Source organism: Streptomyces hygroscopicus subsp. hygroscopicus (genome assembly GCF_001553455.1).
Classification (GTDB): Bacteria; Actinomycetota; Actinomycetes; order Streptomycetales; family Streptomycetaceae; genus Streptomyces; species Streptomyces hygroscopicus.
Window position 1 is genome coordinate 14,104 of the sequence record NZ_BBOX01000122.1, and the last position, 17,159, is coordinate 31,262.

Annotated in this window: 15 protein-coding genes; 7 read left to right on the forward strand and 8 right to left on the reverse strand. The window is 71.4% G+C overall.

Going from position 1 to position 17,159, the window contains the following annotated elements; all coding sequences use genetic code 11:
- Positions 1-278 precede the first annotated feature (278 nt).
- The 4 genes from AXW62_RS14035 to AXW62_RS14050 all read right to left on the reverse strand — a co-directional run bounded on the left by AXW62_RS14035 (position 279) and on the right by AXW62_RS14050 (position 4,562).
- Positions 279-1,544, reverse strand: a complete 1,266-nt coding sequence (locus AXW62_RS14035) for a C40 family peptidase (RefSeq protein WP_060944818.1) — start codon at positions 1,542-1,544, stop codon at positions 279-281.
- A gap of 128 nt (positions 1,545-1,672) precedes the next feature.
- A complete protein-coding gene (locus tag AXW62_RS14040; protein ID WP_030823277.1) occupies positions 1,673-1,939 on the reverse strand; it encodes a DUF8847 domain-containing protein in 267 nt (88 codons plus the stop codon).
- 519 nt (positions 1,940-2,458) lie between these two features.
- The gene (locus AXW62_RS14045; protein ID WP_060944849.1) at positions 2,459-3,148 is read right to left on the reverse strand and encodes a TetR/AcrR family transcriptional regulator; all 690 of its coding nucleotides are present in this window, start codon (positions 3,146-3,148) and stop codon (positions 2,459-2,461) included.
- Positions 3,149-3,632: 484 nt separating this feature from the next.
- Positions 3,633-4,562: an AurF N-oxygenase family protein gene (locus AXW62_RS14050; RefSeq protein WP_107406286.1), complete on the reverse strand. Its 930-nt coding sequence runs from the start codon at positions 4,560-4,562 to the stop codon at positions 3,633-3,635.
- A 214-nt stretch (positions 4,563-4,776) separates the two neighbouring features.
- Here AXW62_RS14050 and AXW62_RS14055 point away from each other — a divergent pair, with 214 nt between their 5' ends.
- The gene (locus AXW62_RS14055) at positions 4,777-5,862 is read left to right on the forward strand and encodes a ferritin-like domain-containing protein (protein ID WP_370682909.1); all 1,086 of its coding nucleotides are present in this window, start codon (positions 4,777-4,779) and stop codon (positions 5,860-5,862) included.
- A gap of 497 nt (positions 5,863-6,359) precedes the next feature.
- Positions 6,360-6,929 (forward strand): GNAT family N-acetyltransferase, encoded by a 570-nt coding sequence (locus AXW62_RS14060; RefSeq protein ID WP_244503062.1) that lies wholly within the window; start codon positions 6,360-6,362, stop codon positions 6,927-6,929.
- A gap of 442 nt (positions 6,930-7,371) precedes the next feature.
- On the opposite strand, the gene AXW62_RS14065 is transcribed toward AXW62_RS14060, so the two are convergent.
- The gene (locus AXW62_RS14065) at positions 7,372-7,647 is read right to left on the reverse strand and encodes a type 2 periplasmic-binding domain-containing protein (RefSeq protein WP_169808133.1); all 276 of its coding nucleotides are present in this window, start codon (positions 7,645-7,647) and stop codon (positions 7,372-7,374) included.
- A 371-nt stretch (positions 7,648-8,018) separates the two neighbouring features.
- On the opposite strand from AXW62_RS14065, the gene AXW62_RS14070 reads away from it, so the two are divergent.
- Both AXW62_RS14070 and AXW62_RS14075 read left to right on the forward strand, forming a co-directional pair.
- A complete protein-coding gene (locus tag AXW62_RS14070) occupies positions 8,019-9,287 on the forward strand; it encodes an MFS transporter (protein ID WP_063817580.1) in 1,269 nt (422 codons plus the stop codon).
- 40 nt (positions 9,288-9,327) lie between these two features.
- Positions 9,328-9,564, forward strand: coding sequence for a hypothetical protein (locus AXW62_RS14075; protein WP_030823295.1), 237 nt, complete (start codon positions 9,328-9,330; stop codon positions 9,562-9,564).
- A gap of 349 nt (positions 9,565-9,913) precedes the next feature.
- Here the strand turns inward: AXW62_RS14075 and AXW62_RS14080 are convergent, their stop codons facing one another.
- The gene (locus AXW62_RS14080) at positions 9,914-12,523 is read right to left on the reverse strand and encodes an MFS transporter (protein WP_060944821.1); all 2,610 of its coding nucleotides are present in this window, start codon (positions 12,521-12,523) and stop codon (positions 9,914-9,916) included.
- Between the two features lie 121 nt (positions 12,524-12,644).
- On the opposite strand from AXW62_RS14080, the gene AXW62_RS14085 reads away from it, so the two are divergent.
- The 3 genes from AXW62_RS14085 to AXW62_RS14095 all read left to right on the forward strand — a co-directional run bounded on the left by AXW62_RS14085 (position 12,645) and on the right by AXW62_RS14095 (position 14,362).
- On the forward strand, positions 12,645-13,214 hold the full coding sequence (locus AXW62_RS14085) for a MarR family winged helix-turn-helix transcriptional regulator (protein ID WP_370682910.1): 570 nt from the start codon (positions 12,645-12,647) through the stop codon (positions 13,212-13,214).
- A gap of 64 nt (positions 13,215-13,278) precedes the next feature.
- Positions 13,279-13,677 carry a DUF427 domain-containing protein gene (locus AXW62_RS14090; RefSeq protein WP_060944823.1) on the forward strand — a complete coding sequence of 133 codons (399 nt, stop codon included), beginning with the start codon at positions 13,279-13,281 and terminating at the stop codon, positions 13,675-13,677.
- A 220-nt stretch (positions 13,678-13,897) separates the two neighbouring features.
- Positions 13,898-14,362 carry a hypothetical protein gene (locus AXW62_RS14095; protein ID WP_060944824.1) on the forward strand — a complete coding sequence of 155 codons (465 nt, stop codon included), beginning with the start codon at positions 13,898-13,900 and terminating at the stop codon, positions 14,360-14,362.
- A gap of 171 nt (positions 14,363-14,533) precedes the next feature.
- Here the strand turns inward: AXW62_RS14095 and AXW62_RS14100 are convergent, their stop codons facing one another.
- Positions 14,534-16,423, reverse strand: coding sequence for a DUF2075 domain-containing protein (locus tag AXW62_RS14100; RefSeq protein ID WP_060944825.1), 1,890 nt, complete (start codon positions 16,421-16,423; stop codon positions 14,534-14,536).
- Between the two features lie 199 nt (positions 16,424-16,622).
- The gene (locus AXW62_RS14105; RefSeq protein WP_060944826.1) at positions 16,623-16,823 is read right to left on the reverse strand and encodes a hypothetical protein; all 201 of its coding nucleotides are present in this window, start codon (positions 16,821-16,823) and stop codon (positions 16,623-16,625) included.
- Positions 16,824-17,159 lie beyond the last annotated feature (336 nt).

The following is a 17,159-nucleotide window of genomic DNA, read 5'->3' on the forward strand; positions in this document are numbered from 1 at the left end:
GGCGGAAGTCGAAGGGGACGGGGACGCGGCGGGGGCCGGTCGTGAGGGGGCCGCGGGGAACGCCGGTCCTGGTGGGGCCGTGGGGGAGCCCGGTCCTGGTGGGGCCGTGGGGGAGCCCGGTCCTGACGACGACGATGATGACGGTGACCGTGACGATGACGATGACGGTGACGAGGTCGCGGGGAAGGCCGCAGCCGTCTGGTCCCTCGGCTGACACTGGGCCCAGTCGCCCCCGGGCCGTCAGCGCCGACCCGGACCGGTCCGGCCGACCCGGGCCGTCAGCGCCGACCCGGGCGCACCGCGCCCTGGATCGGATTGGAGGCGAGCGGGGAGAGCTTCACCCGCTGGCCGGGGCGCGGCGCCTGGACAACCTGGCCGTTGCCCGCGTACATCGCCACATGGCTGGCTCCCTTGTAGTAGATCACCAGATCGCCGGGGCGCAGCTGGCTGATCGGCACCCGTGGCAGCTGGCGCCACTGCTCCTGGCTGGTGCGCGGGATGATCCGTCCGGCGCGCGCCCACGCCGTGGAGGTCAGCCCCGAGCAGTCGAAGGAGTCCGGCCCCTCGGCACCCCAGACGTACGGCTTGCCGATCTGGTTCAGGGCGTAGGCGAGCGCCCGTCTGCCGGCATCAGCCGATGCCGTCCCCGGGCGTCCGGGGGACTGGCGGGGCGGCCGGGGCGCGGTGCCGGTGGCCTCCGGGGTCGGGACGGGAGCCGCCGGGGCATCCTGGCCGCTCCCGGGGGCCGTGGTGGCGCCGGTCGCCGGGGCCGTGCCGGTCCCGGAACCCGCGCCGTTGCCGCTGTCGGTGGGGGCAGCGGGGGAACCGGCGGCGCCCTGCGAGGCAGCGGCGCCTGCGGTGCCGAGTGCCCCGGAGTCGATCAGTTTGCGCTGCGCCTTGGCGGTCTCCTGGCGTTCGCGTTGCGCCACCTGGGCGATCTGGCGGGCGCTCAGCGCGGCGAGCAGCTTCTCGATGGTGTCGAGCCGCTTCTTCACCTTGTCCCGCTGTTTCTTCCGCTTCGAGGCCAGGGACAGCTGTTTGTCCAGCGCGGCCCGCGCCCGGGTGGCGACGGTGTCGGCGCGCCGCTCGCCCTTGGTCAGCCGTTCGACCAGGGCTGCCTCGCGTCCGGCCGCCCGCTCCAGCTCGCGCGCCTCGTCGGCGGCGTTCTCCGGGTGGGGGGCGAGCAGGGTCAGCAGGAAGGAGTAGGGGGAGAGCGCGCTGTGGCCCTGGTACTGCCGACGGGCCAGCCGCCCCGCGTCGTCGTGGCTGTCGGCCAGCTCCGTACGGGTGCGCACCAGCTCGGCCGTCAGCTCCCTGGTCCTGGCGCGCTGCTTGCGCAGCTTCTCCTCGGTCGCGTTGTACGCCTCCGTCGCCTCCTCGGCCTTCCGGTACAGCGTCTTGAGCTGCGTGAGCAGCTCGGACACGGACCGGTCGGCGGGGCGGGAGGGGGCGGCCGACGCCTGGGCCGCCGGAACGGCGGGCACCAGCGCGGCGGCGGCGGTGATCGCCGCCGCGCAGACCGAGCCCACGATCCGTCCTGACACGTACTCACCTCCGGCTCCGTGACGCCTCTGTTCGGCGTCCAGCTCAGCAGGATCGTGGCATGACGTTCGTATCTTCAGGAGAATTGTGGGCGAGTCGGACGAATGCGGTCACCCGACCGGCGGGGACATCAGCTCGGCTTGGACCACGGCCACTTCGGCCCGCCGCCCGGTTTCCCCTCCGGGTCGTACTCATAGCGCCAGCCCCGGATCAGGCCCAGCCGCTTGGAGGCGGCGGCCGGAACCCGGCGATAGACATACACCGTCGGGGGCCCGCCGGCCTGGTCCGCGACCGGCACCTCGTAGGTCTTCGGCGGCTGGCCCGTGAGGCCGACCAGCACCGGCAGCACCCGGCCGTCCAGCGGCCCGCCCACGAAGGGCGTCTCCTCGCTTCTCACCGCACCAGTCTCACAGCATCGCCCGGGTCCCGGCGCCTCGCCTCCGCTGGCAGGGTCCGCGTGCCTCGCCTCCACCGACAGGCTTCGCGCGCCCCGCTGCACGGGCCCATGCTCTGTGCGCCCGTCCCGCAGGCCCACGCTCCGCGTGCCCGCTCCACGGGCCCACGGTCCGCGCGCCCGCCCTGCGGGCCTACGTTCCGCGCGGTGGGTCCATGCTCGGTCCCACGGGCCCACGCTCTGTTCTGCGGACCCATGCTTCATGCGACGGACCCATGCCCGCGAGGCGGGCGCGTGCTCCGTGCGGCGGGCGCGTGCTCCCGGGCGTGTGCTCCGTGCGGGGCCCATTGCTCCATGCGACGGACCCATGCGCAGTCCTGCGGGCCCATGCTCTGCTCGGTGGGCCCGTACGCCGTGCGACGGGGCCCTTGCTCCGTGCGGCGGACTACGTTCCGCGATGCGCGCACCTGCTGGTTCACGTGCCCCACAGGCGGCGGCGCGCGTCTCCGCGGTCCGCATCCGTCACAGCAGATGTCCCGCCTCGCCCAGCGCGGGCACCACGCGGCGGGCCAACCGGCCGACCGGGCCCTCGGCGGATTCCATCGCGAGCGCGGCCCGGATCACCCGGTCCGCCTGCGGATCGGTGGCCGCGGTGGCGGTCAGCAGCGCGACGAAATGGTCCACGAGCCAGTCGCGCAGCTCCGCCACCGGCGGCTGCTTCTCCTCGTCCAGCCAGATCAGCGAGGCCGCCTCGACGGCCGTGATCCAGGTGCGCACCATCATCCGCAGCCGGGCGCCGGGCTTCTTGACCGCCAGGTGGAGCAGGATCTGCTCGGCCGCCGCACGTCGCACCTCGTCGACGATCGCGTTCGTCCGCGAGGTCTCGACCACGCTGCCGCTCTGCAACAGCGCGCTGAACCCGGCGTCGTGCTCGTCCACGAAGGCCAGATAGCGGTCCAGTACCCGGCCCAGCCGACCGCTGAGCGGACCGCTCCGCGGCTCCTCGAAGCACCGTTCCAGCTCATCGGCGGCGCTGCGCAGCGCCGCCTCGTACAGCTGCTGCTTACCGCCGGGGAAGTAGCGGTAGACCAGGGGGCGGGAGGCGCCGGCGGCCGAGGCGACATCGTCCAGCGACACGTCCTCGGGGGCGCGATGGGCGAAGAGGTCGAGTGCGGCGGCGAGGAGTTCGGCCCGCCGCGCCTCGACGCTCAGCCTGCGGTAGCTCCCCCGGCGCGCGCCGGGCGGCTGCGCGCCCGGCGCCTGCGCGTCGGGCGTCGGGACGCTGGGCGTCGGATCGTCGCGCGGCTGCGTGGCCGATGCCTGCGTGCCGGACGGCTGCGTGGTCGATGCCTGCGTGCCGGACGACTGCGCGTCAGACGACCGCGCGTCGGGCCTCGTGTCGAGCGGCCGCGCACCAGGCGACTGTGCGTCGGCCGGGCGCGGGGCCGGTAGCGTATCGGCCGGTTGCGCGTTGTCCGGTTGGGCGTCGATCGGTTGGGCGTCGGCCGGGCGCGGAGCCGGTTGCGCGTCGGCCCGGCGTTCGTCGGCCGGGCCTTCCGCCGTCGAGGGCGCGGCGGCGCTCGCCTCCGCCGAGGGTGTCGCCTCCGGGGGTGCCGAAGCGGTGCCGCTGCCTGTCGTCATGCCTGGCAGCGTAACCGCCTATCCGTACGAACCGGACGCCTCCCCCGAGGAGGCGCTAGGCCAGCAGCCCCGAGCTCTTCCACAGCCGGCGGCCCACACCCCGCATCACCCCGACGTCGTCGAGGAATTCGGTCAGCTTGCGGGCGCCGTTGCGCATCACCTCGCGCCGATGCGCGCTGGCCCGTACCTGAGCGACGGCCGCGCGCCGGTCGAGCCCCACGTCCGTGTAGACCTTGGGGTTGATGAACGCCTGCGAGAAGATCCGGGCGAACTCCCCCGAACCGATCCGGGTCAGCTCCGCCTCCCAGCGCGGCGCGCGCAGCATCTGGCGGCGCAGCTCCTCGCGTGCGTACCGCACATGGCGTGCCTCCTCGACCACATGGATCCGGGTCACCCCGCGCACCAGGGGCTGCACCCGCTCGTCGGGGAAGGTCAGCCGCTGCATCCAGTCCAGGATCTCCTCGCCGAGGAGGGTCGCGGTGAAGGAACCGGGCGTGGTGGAGAACGTCTTGAAGAACCGGCCCAGGTTGTGGTGGAGCGGGGAGACCGGATAGGCGGGGGTGCCGCCCTTGGCGATCAGCCGCGCGAACATCTTGGAGTGGCGGCACTCGTCGGCGATCTCGGTGAGCGCGTACCGCACATGGGCGCTGGTCGCGGCCTTGTCGTAAATGTGCCGGGTGAGCAGCTGGATCAGGATGATCTCGAACCATATGCCCAGGGAGGCGAGGGCCGCGGCCTCGTGCTGGGACAGCAGCACCCGCTGCTCCTCGGACATCCGCCGCCACATGGGCGTGTCGTACAGCGAGACCAGCTCCGGCGGCCAGAACCACTTGCCGGGTTCGAACGGCGCGTCCCAGTCCAGTTCGGTGTCGGGGTCGAAGGAGTGCTTGGCGGAGGACTGGAGCAGTCGCTCGGCCACCCGTTCGCGGTCCTTGATCAGCCCGAGCGCGTCCCGGAGCGCGGGCGGTTCGGTCGTGGTCGTCATCGCTGAGGGCACCTCACTGATGGCTCGAACAGGCGCCGGCGGGAACTGTTACCGGCGGATACCCTCTTATGAGACTCCGCGTCAGCAAGGCCGTCAATCCCTTGGCGGGTCTTATTGACCGCGGGTAACGGACGTGTGAGCCTGCCGAGTACGCATCCGTTCACGGGGGAGCGAGGCGAAGGAGGCGTCGGTGACGGCGCAAGAGCTCTACGCGATGGATCCCGGAGACCCCCTGTGGCAGGTGCCGGCCGGCGGAGCCGCCCGGTTCAGCTGGGAGTACGACGACCACCGCGCCCGGCTGCTCGCCCTCTACCAGAAGGGCAAGGACAAGCAGTGGGACGCGGCCAAGCGGATCGACTGGGACCTGGAGGTGGACCCGTACGATCCGCTGGGCACACCGGACGAGTCGCTCGCCCTCCACGGCACCCGCCACTGGGACCGGATGACCGAACGGGACAAGGGCGAGCTGCGACACCACGTCGCCGCCTGGCAATTCAGCCAGTTCCTCCACGGTGAACAGGGCGCGATGGTGTGCGCGGCCCGGATCGTGGAGTCCGCCCCCGACCTCGACGCGAAGTTCTACTCCGCGACCCAGACCATGGACGAGGCGCGCCACGCCGAGCTCTACGGCCGCTTTCTGCGCGACAAGATCGGCACGCTGTACCCCATCAACGGCGATCTGCGGACCCTCCTCGGCGACACCCTCCGCGACTCCCGCTGGGACATGGCCTACCTGGGCATGCAGGTGCTCATCGAGGGCCTCGCGCTCGCCGCCTTCGGCCTCATCCGCGACACCACCGACAGACCGCTGCCCCAGCAGATCCTCGCCTACGTCATGCAGGACGAGGCCCGCCACGTCGCCTTCGGCCGGATGGCGCTGCGCGACTACTACCGGCAGCTGAGCGACGCGGAGCTGCGCGAGCGCGAGGAGTTCGTGATCGAGGGCTGTTATGTGATGCGCGACCGGCTGCGCGGCGTGGAGGTGCTGGAGAACCTGGGCATCCCCAAGGCCGAGGCCGAGGAGTACTGCGAGCGGTCGCCGTTCCTGCACATGTTCCGCAAGCTGCTGTTCAGCCGGATCGTCCCGTGCGTGAAGGACATCGGGCTCTGGGGCGAGCGGCTCCAGCGGGCGTACGTCGACATGGGCGTGCTGGAACTCGGCGACAGCAACCTGGACCAGCTGATGTCCCAGGACGAGGAGCTGGCGGAGCGGCTGGACGAACGGCGCTTCGCGGCGGAGGAGGCGGAGCGCACGGGCGAGGTCGAGGAGGCGATCGCCCAGGGCGCGGCCGAGGGGTGAGGACGTCCGGGGGTGTCGGGTGGGATGACACTGGTAGGACGCCGGTGAGGGCGCACGCGGGGAGCCGGTGAGGGCATCCGTGGGGGCGGTGGGGGACGGCCGTGGGATCACCGGTGAGGACACCTGTGGGGCGGCGGTGAGGACACCTGTGGGGGGCCGGTGGGGGAGGGCCGTGGGATCACCGGTGAGGACACTTGTGAGGGCGGCGGTGAGGACACCTGCGGGGGTGCCGGTGAGGACACCGTGAGGACACCGTGAGGACACCGTGAGGGCGCCCGCGAGGAGGCCGAGGACACCGTGAGAAGGCCGGTATGGACGCCTCAACGGGCGTCCACCACAAGGTTCTTGGTAAGTTCTTGATCACCGCCAGCGAAAAGGCCGAGGTCATTGGGGTGACGTCGGTCTGTTGGCGTTCGTGTGAAGGAACGGCCGAAGGGTGCTCTCCACGGCGGTGGGGGGCACGCCTTTGTCCGGGCGGCTCGGAGGATGATGGTGGGGTGCGGATTCGAACGAGCACCATTGAAGAACTCCCTGTCCTCCAGGACATAGAGCGCGCCGCCGGACTTTGCTTCCGGGACATCGGGATGGAAGAAATCGCCGATGACGAGCCGCTGAGCCTGGAGGAGCTGAGCCGCTACCAGCGCGCCGGACGGGCCTGGGTCGCGGTGGACGACGCCGACCGGGTGGTGGCGTATCTGATCACCGACCCCGTCGACGGGAACATCCATATCGAGCAGGTCTCGGTCCATCCCGACAGCGCCCGCCGGGGCGTGGGACGGGCCCTGATCGACCACATCGCGGCGCGGGCCGCCGCCGACGGCGTCCCCGCGCTCACCCTGACCACCTTCGTCGACGTGGCCTGGAACGCCCCGTACTACGCCGCGCGGTGCGGCTTCCGGACCCTGACCGAAGCCGAGCTGACCCCCGGCCTCCGCGAGATCCAGCGCAGCGAGGCCGCCCACGGGCTGTCCCGCTGGCCACGGGTGTGCATGCGCCGGGACCTGAGCCTGGAGCGGGGCGGGGGGAGGGCCGGGGTCTCGGCAGGGCGCAGCTCCGAGCCGGGCTAGCTCCGGCAGGGCCTGGCTCGCGAAGCGGATCGACCCCGAGCCGGGCCGGAGCCGAGCTGGGCTGGCGCCGAGGCGGGCTGGTCCGAAGCGAGTCGGCTCCAAGCGGTTGACCAGGACGGAGTCGGCTAACCAGGGCCGTGCCGGGCTGGCCAGGACGGAGTCGGTTCACCCCGACCGTGCCGGGCTGGCCAGGGCCGTGCCGGGCTGGCCAGGGCCGAGACGGGCTGGCCAGGGCCGAGACTGGCTGGCCAGGACGGAGTCGGTTCACCCGGACCGTGCCGGGCTGGCCAGGACCGAGACGGTTCACCAGGAACCCTGCCGGCCCGGCCCGGCCAGGGCCGTGGACCCGGCCAGGACCGACCCGGCCGGGCCGGGACACCCTGACGCGGCTCAGGAGGGGCCGCCCCGGACGTGGCTCAGGAGGGGCTGGCCCTGACGCGGCTCAGCCCGGCGCCGAGCACAGCTCCTCCACGGCCCGCGCGAACGCCCGTATCCGTGCCGTCTCGTCCGCCCGCCGCCACACCAGGCCGAGCATCGAGTCCGGCACTCCCACGACCGGTACGAACGTGATGTCCCGGCGGCGGTGGTACTCCGCCGTCGGGGCGCACAGCAGCATTCCGCCCCGGCCCGACGCGACCGCCGCCAGCCCTTCCTGAAGCGTGTGCACCCGCGGTCCGCGCGGAATCGGCCGTCCGCCGAGGGTGACGGCGGGGGCCATGGCGTCGTGCCAGTAGCGCGGCGCGGGGGCCGAGGGGCCCGAAGTGCAGTTCCTCGCTCAGCGCGAGAAAGCACTCCAGTTCGCGGATCTCCAACCCCGCCATGGCCTCTCCGTGGGTCGCGCGTTCACCCGGCCCCGCTGGACACCTCGCGGGTGCGCCCGGCTCATGAGCCCCGCTCACGAGCAATAGCTACTACGCCCCGCTCACGCGCCGTAGATACGCCCGCTCACGAGCCAGCGAGACGCCCCGCTCGTGCGTCACCGATAGGCCCGCTCACACGTCACCGATGAGCCTCACCGATGAGCCCCGCTCAGAGAAGTCTGAGAACTTCGGCGTTGTTCCCGGAAGGGCACAGCTGTTCGCTAAAGACATGTCCGATAGCACGGAACTCACCACTCCGGCAGCCATCTCCGGGTCGTCTCCGCTGGTGCGCTCGCCGCTCAGGTCCTGGCTCGCCGTCGTCGCCGTCGCGGTCGGCACCTTCTCGGTCGTCACCACCGAGATGCTGCCGGTCGGTCTGCTCACCTCCATCGGATCCGACCTGAACGTCTCGGACGGTACGGCCGGACTGTCCATGACCGTACCCGGTCTGATCGCCGCGCTCGCCGCCCCGCTGCTCACCGTCACCGTCGGCCGCTTCGACCGGCGGCTGGTGCTGTGCGGTCTGATGGGGCTGCTGGCCGTGGCCAATCTGCTGTCCGCGCTCGCGCCCGGCTTCGCCGTCCTGCTGGTCGCCCGGGTCCTGGTCGGGGCGAGCATCGGCGGGGTGTGGTCGATCGCCGGCGGGCTCGCGGTGCGGCTGGTGCCCGAGCGGTCCGCGGGCCACGCCACCACGCTGATCTTCAGCGGCATCGCGGTGGCCTCGGTGCTCGGGGTGCCGATCGGGACGCTCATCGGCGATCTGGTCCACTGGCGGGTCGCGTTCGCCGCCATCGCCGTCCTGTCGCTGGCCGTGGCCGCCGCCATGGCCGTCACCCTGCCACCGCTGCCCGCGACCGGGACCGTCCGGCTGCGCGAGGTGCCGGGGCTGTTCCGCAACGTCCGGCTGCGGATCGGCCTCATCACCACCCTGCTGCTGGTCACCGGACACTTCGGTGCGTACACCTACGTCCGCCCGGTGCTCGAAGGCGTCGCCGGGGCCGGGACGGGCCTGATCAGCACGCTGCTGCTGGCGTACGGCGTGGCGGGCATCGCCGGGAACTTCCTGGCCGGCACCACCGCCCACCGCGACCCGCGCCGCACCCTCATGGTCATCTTCACCCTGCTGGCGGCGGCCGAACTGCTGGTCCCGGTCGCGGGCTCCACGACGGCGGGGGCGGCCGTCCTGCTGGTGGTGTGGGGGCTGGCGTACGGCGGGGTGTCGGTGACCTGCCAGACCTGGGTGCTGCACGCGGCGCCGGAGGCGCGGGAAGCGGCGTCGGCGCTGTTCGTCGGGGTCTTCAACGTGGCGATATCGCTGGGCGCGCTGCTCGGCGGCCGGGCGGCGGACGGGATCGCGGTCTCCAGCGTGATGTGGTTCGGGGGCGCGCTGGCGGTCCTCGCGCTGGCGAACGTGGCGCTCTTCGGCCGACGGGGTGCCACCTCGGCTCCGGCTGGACGGGGCGCCACGTCAGGCCATGTGGACCAGGGGATCAGGTGAGACCCTGAAACCAGGGGACTCGTCTGCGGGAGTGGGTCCGATGGCAGTGAGCATGCACGTGGTCTGGAGCAAGTGCGAGCCGGGACGCGTCATCTACGAGACGCATGCGATCGAAACGATCACCGATGGGTCTGGCGTCCACGCGACCGTCGACAGCCACACCTATGAGATCTCCCTCCGGAGCCGTGCCCAGGCGGAGTCCATCGCGGACGAGGAGGGCTATGAGCTGTATCGGAAGGGCGATGCGTGGGAGAGCCTCCCCGAGGAGGACGAATGAGAAGGAGCAGCGCCCGGGTGCGCTGCTCCTTACCTCGGCCGGGGGTTTCGTTGCCGGGGCCGCGTGCTGAGGGACCGCCGCTGGGAGGAGGGTGCGGGGACCCACCGCTGGGAGGACGGTCCTGAGGGACCGCCGCTGGGAGGACGGGAGGAGGATGCTGGGGAATCCGCCGTTGAGCAAACGGACCCCGCCGCTGAGGAAACCGCTGAGGAAACGGTGCTGAGGGACCCCCGCCGGGAGGACGGTGCTGAGGACCGCCCCTGAGCCCGGCGCTGAGCCCACCGCCTCACTCCTCAACGGCCCGCTGCCTCAGCTCGCCCGCGGCCGCACTCCACCACCGCCCGCCGTCTCACTCCTCGCCGTGGCCCAGCAGGAAGTCCACGTCCCGCCGCTCGCCGCCCTCGGCGCCACCGACCGTGATCTGCCGGGTGGCCGGTGCGTAGCCGCTGGCCACCACCGTGTAGTGATCGCCGGTGAGGGCCTCGAAGCCGAAGGACCCGTCCGCACCGGTGATGGCCTGCCCGACCACGTCCCCGGAGGCGTCCAGGAGCGAGACCCGCGCGTCCCCCAGCGGTCGACCACCCCGGTCCCGTACGGTGCCGCGGACCCGGGCCGCGGGCCGCAGCTCCGCGTTCACCCGCACCGGTTCACCCGCGGTGAGCTCGACCTGGGAGGCGTACGGCCGGTGTCCGGCGGCGGCCACGGTCAGCGTGTACGTCCCCGGGGCCAGCTCCGGCAGCGCGAACTCGCCCTTCTCGTCGGCGGTCGCCGATCCCGCCACCTCGCCGTCGGGCCCGGTGGCCGTGGCGGTCGCACCGGCCACCGGCTCCCCGCCGACGGCCCGCACGGACCCGGTCAGGCCGCCCCCGCCGGACAGCCGCAGATCGCAGACGACCGGCAGGTCCGACACCAGCAGCGTGGCGGCCTGCGGCTGGTGCCCGGCGGCGGAGCCGATGAGGACGATGCTGGTGGCGTCGGGCGCGGGCACGCGGTACCGGCCGTCGCGGCCGGTGACCGTACGGCCGAGCTGACGGCCACTGGTGTCGATGAGGGTGATGGCGGCGTCGGCGAGCGGGGCGCCGCCGACCCCGAGGACCCGGCCGTGGATGACGCTGCCGGTGAGCGCGGACGCGTCCGCCGGGACGCCGGGGACGCCGGGGACACCGGGGACACCGGGCACGTCGGGGACACCGAGCGCGTCGGGGACGTCGGCGACCTTCGAGGCGGCAACGGCGACCGGGCCGCCCGCGTGGGCCGGAGCCGCACCGACCCCAGAACCGGAACCGACCCCAGAACCGGAACCGACCCCAGAAGCCGCACCCACCCCAGAAGCCGCACCGACCCCGGAACCGGAACCGACCCCGGAAGAAGCCGCACCGACCCCAGAACCGGAACCGACCCCAGAAGAAGCCGCACCGACCGCAGGAGCAGCCGCACCAACCCCGGAACCGGAACCGACCGCAGGAGCAGCCGCACCGCCCCCAGAGGCCGAACCGGCCACCGGGCTCGCCAGCCCCGCCCGGCGCCGTGCGGGCAGGAACAGGGCGATCAGCAGACCGGCCACCGAGGCGGCGCACGCCACCATGAACGAGGTCTTGAAGCCGTCCTTGCCGGGCAGCGCGACCCCGCCGAAGTCGATGGTCTGGTGGGCCAGGATCACGCCCACCACCGCGCTGGAGGTGGACATGCCGATCGACCGCATGAGCGTGTTGAGCCCGTTCGCCGCACCCGTCTCGGCGGCCGGAACGGCGCTGACGATCAGCGTGGGCATCGCCGAGTAGGCGATGCCGATACCGATGCCGAGCGCGGTGGACAGCACCACGATCTGCCAGATGTGGTCCATCATCCCCAGGCCCGCACCGTACGTCGCGCCGATCACGATCAGCCCGATGATCAGCGACACCTTCGGCCCGCTCGCGGCGTTGATCCGCGCGGACAGCGGTGAGACCAGCATCATGGCCACGCCCATCGGGGCGAAGTAGAGCCCCGCCATGACCATCGACTGGCCCAGGCCGTAACCGGTGGCCTCGGGCAGCTGCAGCAGCTGCGGAAGGAGCAGCGACATCGCGTAGAACGAGAAGCCGACCATGATCGAGGCGAGGTTGGTCAGCAGGACCTGGCGCCGGGCGGTGGTCCGCAGGTCGACCAGCGGTTCGGCGGTGCGCAGCTCGAAGAGGCCCCACAGCAGCAGGATGACCACGGCCGCGCCGAACAGCCCCAGCGTGGTGCCGCTCGCCCAGCCCCAGTCACCGCCCTTGGTGATGGGCAGCAGCAGACACACCAGACCGGCCGACAGCCCGAGCGCGCCGGTGACGTCGAAGCGGCTGGGGGTGCGGACGGAGGACTCCGGGACGACGGTGAGCACCAGGGCGATGGCTATCGCGCCCAGCCCCGCGGCCCCGTAGAACAGCACGTGCCAGCTGGTGTGCTGCGCCACGAACGCGGCGGCCGGCAGCCCCAGCGCGCCGCCGATGCCCAGCGACGAGCTCATCAGCGCCATCGCCGAGCCCAGCTTCTGCGGCGGCAGTTCGTCCCGCATGATGCTGATGCCGAGCGGAACGGCGCCCATGGCGCCGCCCTGGATGGCCCGGCCGATCACCATCACCACCAGATTGGAGGTGACGGCGCAGGTCAGCGAGCCGATGACCATGAGCGCGAGCGCGACCATCAGCATCCGGCGCTTGCCGAACATGTCCCCGAGCCGGCCCATGACCGGGGTGGAGACGGCACCGGCGAGCAGGGTGGCGGTGACCACCCAGGACGCGTTGGAACTGGTGGTGTGCAGCAACTGGGGCAGCTCGGTCACCAGCGGTACGACCAGCGTCTGCATCACGGACACGGCGATACCGCAGAACGCGAGCACCGCCACGAAGCCGCCGCCGACCTCGCGCGGAAGCGGCGTGCCGGTCGGCGTTGCGCTCAGGGGTTCCGCGACGCGGGGTGGGGCTGACTGGGGCATGCGAATGCCGCCTCCAAGAAGTTTCGGGATCGGTGGAAGGATGGGAGGTGTGCATCCTACACATGATGTGTATCGTGCACCTTTCCAAGGGTGAGCGCGGGGGAGGCGAGGAGGAATCGTGCTGGATCGGCGGCTGGAGCGGCTGGAACGCGAGCTGATGCTGGTGGCCAGGTGCTCAGTGCTGACACCCCGCGACCGGAAGGGCCACGGCACCGCACACGGCACCGCAGCCCAGGAGGGCGGTGAGCCCCCCGAGCCCGCCGCGGCGGCGAAAGCCCGCACGGAGCCCTGCACCCCCACCCGCCTGGACCGCTCGGGCTATCTGCTCCTCTCCCGCCTGGACGCCGAGGGCGCGATGTCCATCGGCCAGCTGGCCGACGCGCTCCAGCTGGACGTCTCGACCGTCAACCGCCAGACCGGCGCCCTCCTCCGGGCGGGCCTCGTCGAACGTATCCCGGACCCCGACGGCGGTCTGGCCCGCAAGCTCCGGGTCACCGCCCAGGGCGCCGACCGCATGGCGGCGGAACGGACGTGCCGGCAGACCGATCTGTCCCGGCTGCTGGAGTCCTGGCCCCCGGAGGACGTGGCCTGCCTGGAGGACGTCCTCACCCGCTTCAACCGCGAGGTGGAACGCCAGGAGGGCCGGGCCTGGCCCCGGGAGCCGGGGGAGGCGGGACGCCCTCCGGAATGACGGCGGCGCCGGAGGTGTTACCACGACAAGGACTCCGCAGACCCACACGGAGGAGGCCAGGAAGATGCCCACCCCCGCTTCCCACCCGCCGACCACCGGCTCCGGCGGCGGACACCGCGTGGCCGTGGAACGCGGCTCGCAGCACGTCACGGTCACCATCGACGGCCGCGTCGTCGCCGAGTCGGACCGTCCCCTGCTGGTCCACGAGACCGGCCTTCCGGTCCGCTACTACCTCCCGCCGCAAGACGTGGACCTGACCCTCTTCGAGCCCACCGACACCCACACCACCTGCCCCTTCAAGGGCGAGGCCGCCTACTGGACGTACCGCGGAGAGGCGGGCGCCGGAGCGGAGCCCCGGACGGACGTGGTGTGGGCGTACCCGCAGCCGAAGGAGAAGGTGGCGGAGATCAAGGACCATCTGTCGTTCTACGACGCGGCCGCGAAGATCGAGGTATCGCAGTAAGGCGTCCACGCGACCGCGGGTACAAGACCACCGGAGGATCACCAGCAGGGGCAGACGAGGCCACCGGAGGATCACCAACGGGGGCAGACGAGGCCACCGGAGGATCACCAGCAGGGGCACACGGGGCCACCGGAGGATCACCAACAGGGGCACACAAGACCATCGGAGGATCACCCCAACAGGGGCCTTCCGGGAAACCGGCGGGGGGAACCCCTGACGCGTGCACATCCACGCGTACTCGTGGCTGGGCGAGAAGGAGCTGTTCGACCGAGAGGCCCTCCGCCGCCTGCCCGACCGCCCCCGCCCACCCGTCACGGCGGGGGACGAGGAGGAGTACCGCACGCGCGTGGACACCTTCCGCCGCTCGGAACTCCCCCCGCTGGAAACGTCCCTCTGGCTCCTGAAGACCCCTGCCCTCATCAGGGCCACCTTCGAAGAGCCGAAGGACGCGACGGCCTGGCTCGGCCGCGAACTCACCGCACACGCCCCCGGCTTCCTCTCCCACCAGGAAGCCGACACCGCCCGCCTATCCCGCCTGGTCACCACGGCCACCGACCGCCTGGCCCACGGCACGGACGTCTCCTTCGGCTGCTACCTGGGCCGCACCTCCTTCCTCTCCCTGGCCCTGGTCACCTGCACCCCCAACCGCTGGTACCCGGACCTGCGGTGCCCCCTCATCCAGTGACCCGTCTCACGAAGTCTCCGTGGGAGTGCGGCGGCGTAGAAGACGTCGGCGTCCTCCCCGAACGCCTCCCGCCAGGCCCGGCAGCGCGCCCGGAAGTCGGCCCGGATCACGGTGACCTGGCGACTCCGGCTGCGCAGCCCTGCGGACCCGCCAAGGCGGATCAGGACACCGTCAGCCCACCGGCTCGGGGGTCCTGGCCTCGGCCTGGACGAGTTCCCGCAGCTTGGCGCGCGTCTCGGCGTCCGTGGAGTAGATCACGGTGCCCTTCATCCCTCGGGTCAGCAGAACCTTGTACGTGTTGCGGATCAGCCGGTCCACGTCCTCGTCCGGTGTGGACTTCTTGAACACCGGGTCCTTGGAGGCCGTACGGTCGACAACCCAGCGGTCGTCGCGCCACACGAGGTCCGGCCCCATGATGACGCCACTCCAGTCGTACTCGAAGCCCTGCGCCGTATAGACACATCCGACCTGGCCGAAACCGGCCGGGTCGGTGGCCCACAGTGCGGCTGGGGGCGCGCCGGCGACCGCTCGTTCCCCGTAGACGTTCCACGGCCGGGCCCAGTCACCGATGACGACATCCGCCGGGAGCGACTGACCCGGCGCGATCTTCGTGGTCCACTTCCAGCAGTACCCGGCGGACATGCGGGCGCCGTACCCCTGAGCGCGCTGGCCTTCGAGAAGCTCCTCCAGCTCCGCCGGGCTCTCCGCCACCATGAGCTCCATCTTGGAGTCGGGCTCCCAGACCGTCGGGCCTCCCTTCTCCAGACCCAGTAGCCGCACCACCCACCGCAGGTAGGCGTCACTGCCACCGCAACGGAACTGCCCGTCCAGCGGCACCGTGGTCACCCGTAGCCCCTTGGCAGCCGCCGCGTCTTCGATCTCGTGCAGCGAGCCCATCTCGCCAGGGCGCACGACCTGGTGCTCGTCCAGGAGGAAGACCGGCACGCGCGCCGCGTCGATCAGTTCTTCCACCTGGCGCTTGCCGGTCCGGTCCGCGGCTCGGGTGTAGCGGTTGGCGGATGTCTGGCGCATCCGGTGTGCCTCGTCACAGACCAGCACGTCCAGACCGTTGCGCTCGGCGGTCATGAAGCTGTTGAAGTACTTGAAGAGGTCTTGGACCTCCCGCTTGCGGGCCCCTGCGACCTTCCGCATGGTCTTGGTGAACGAGGCCGAACCGGTGGCGTGCAACGCGGACCGACCCTGGCGGTACAGCTCCCCGAGAAGAGACAGTGCGATGACGCTCTTCCCGCTTCCTGGACCACCGGTGACGACGATGACTTCCTTGTTGTCGGCCTGCCGCGAGTTCCGAACGGCTTTGAGTACGAGTTCGTACGCGACCTGCTGCTCATTGAGCAACCGGAACTGCTCCCGGTCGCGGATCTCCCGAGCCGCGACGTCGATGAGCTGAGTGGACGGCTTGATCTTTCCTGCCTGGAGGGCATCAGCGGAAAGAGCGCCGGACTCCGGTGCGAGGTGCTCTTGGAGAAAAGCGATGAACTTGCCCCGCTTGTCCCCGGTGAAGAAGCGGCCGCGCGGACTCTGCCCGGCGATGTCCAGCGCTCCGGCTCCGAACTCCGTGGCGTTGTGGAGGTAGGCCACGCCGACGATCTGGTGTTCCCGCCCGTCCAACGCCCCGTTGAATTGGACCAGGTAGTCGCAGTATCCCCGGACCTGTTCGATGGGATTCAGCATCGCACGGGAGCGCATTCCGTCGACGTGGCAGAGCCGTGGGGATTCTTCGTCAGGATGAGCCTCGGTCCACTGCTTCAGTTCCACGACCACGTAGGAAGGTTCACGAGTCTTCGGGTGGACGCCGGCGAGTACCGCGTCGGCACGCTTGCTGGTGAGCGGCAGCGTGTACTCCAGCATGATCTCGACGTCGTCGAGGCCGGCTTCCAACACGGCGTTCACCAGGGCGGGAAGAGAGTGTTCCCACGATCGCCGTTCGGCGTAGGAGGGCCGGTGTCCGTGCGCGTGAACGAACTTGTCCTCCAAGCGGAAGTACAGCGCGCCCGACTGGATCCCGGCGGCGACCGACGCAGCGGATTCACGGATCAACAAGAAAGGCCCCCAGACAGCACATGATCGCTGGTGCGGGTGGGGGCGTGTCCTTCATGTCCTGTACGGGGGAGGCCCGTCAGAAACGGAAGCCCGGCGGGCCGCAGGAAAATCGGTATCAACTGTAGCTCTGTCATGATGGTTCTCTCCGCCGCCCAGGGCAGAGGCGGGTCCGAAACGCCCCTGCCCTGGGAGGAAAGATCTACCCGCGCCGCCACCACGGCCGCAGGAATTGACGAAAGGCCGTGCCCAGGGCCTGGATGATCTGCGGGCGGTCGGCCGAACGACTGCCCCGGAGTGCCGCGGCAGCGATCTTGCCAAAGGTGTTGCAGACGAAGGCGCAGCACATCACTGCCGCCAGGGAGGCGACACACACGGTGACGAGAATGGGCGTGGAAAGCACAGCAGTCCTTTCGGGCCCGTCCGGTGCGGCGGGAAGGATCGTTTCCCCGCGAGCCCGGGCCGGGCACGAGGTCGAGGGAACGGATCAGGCGGAACGGGGGAGGGGGCGAACCGGCGACGCCGCGCCGCTCCTGTGGCCTGGCTGCTGTGCGAACGGTGATGACCGACGGTGCCGAACCCTGGCTGCCGTGCTGCCGTCGGTGGAAGAAGAAGGCACGCGTGTGCTCCATGTGTAGGCGGGAAGGCGTTGTCCGGGGCGGACCCGGAAGCCTTGTCGTGGCCGAATGATCTTTCGAGAGTTTACGCAGCCGGTCTGGTCGCGACAAGAAAGTTCGCG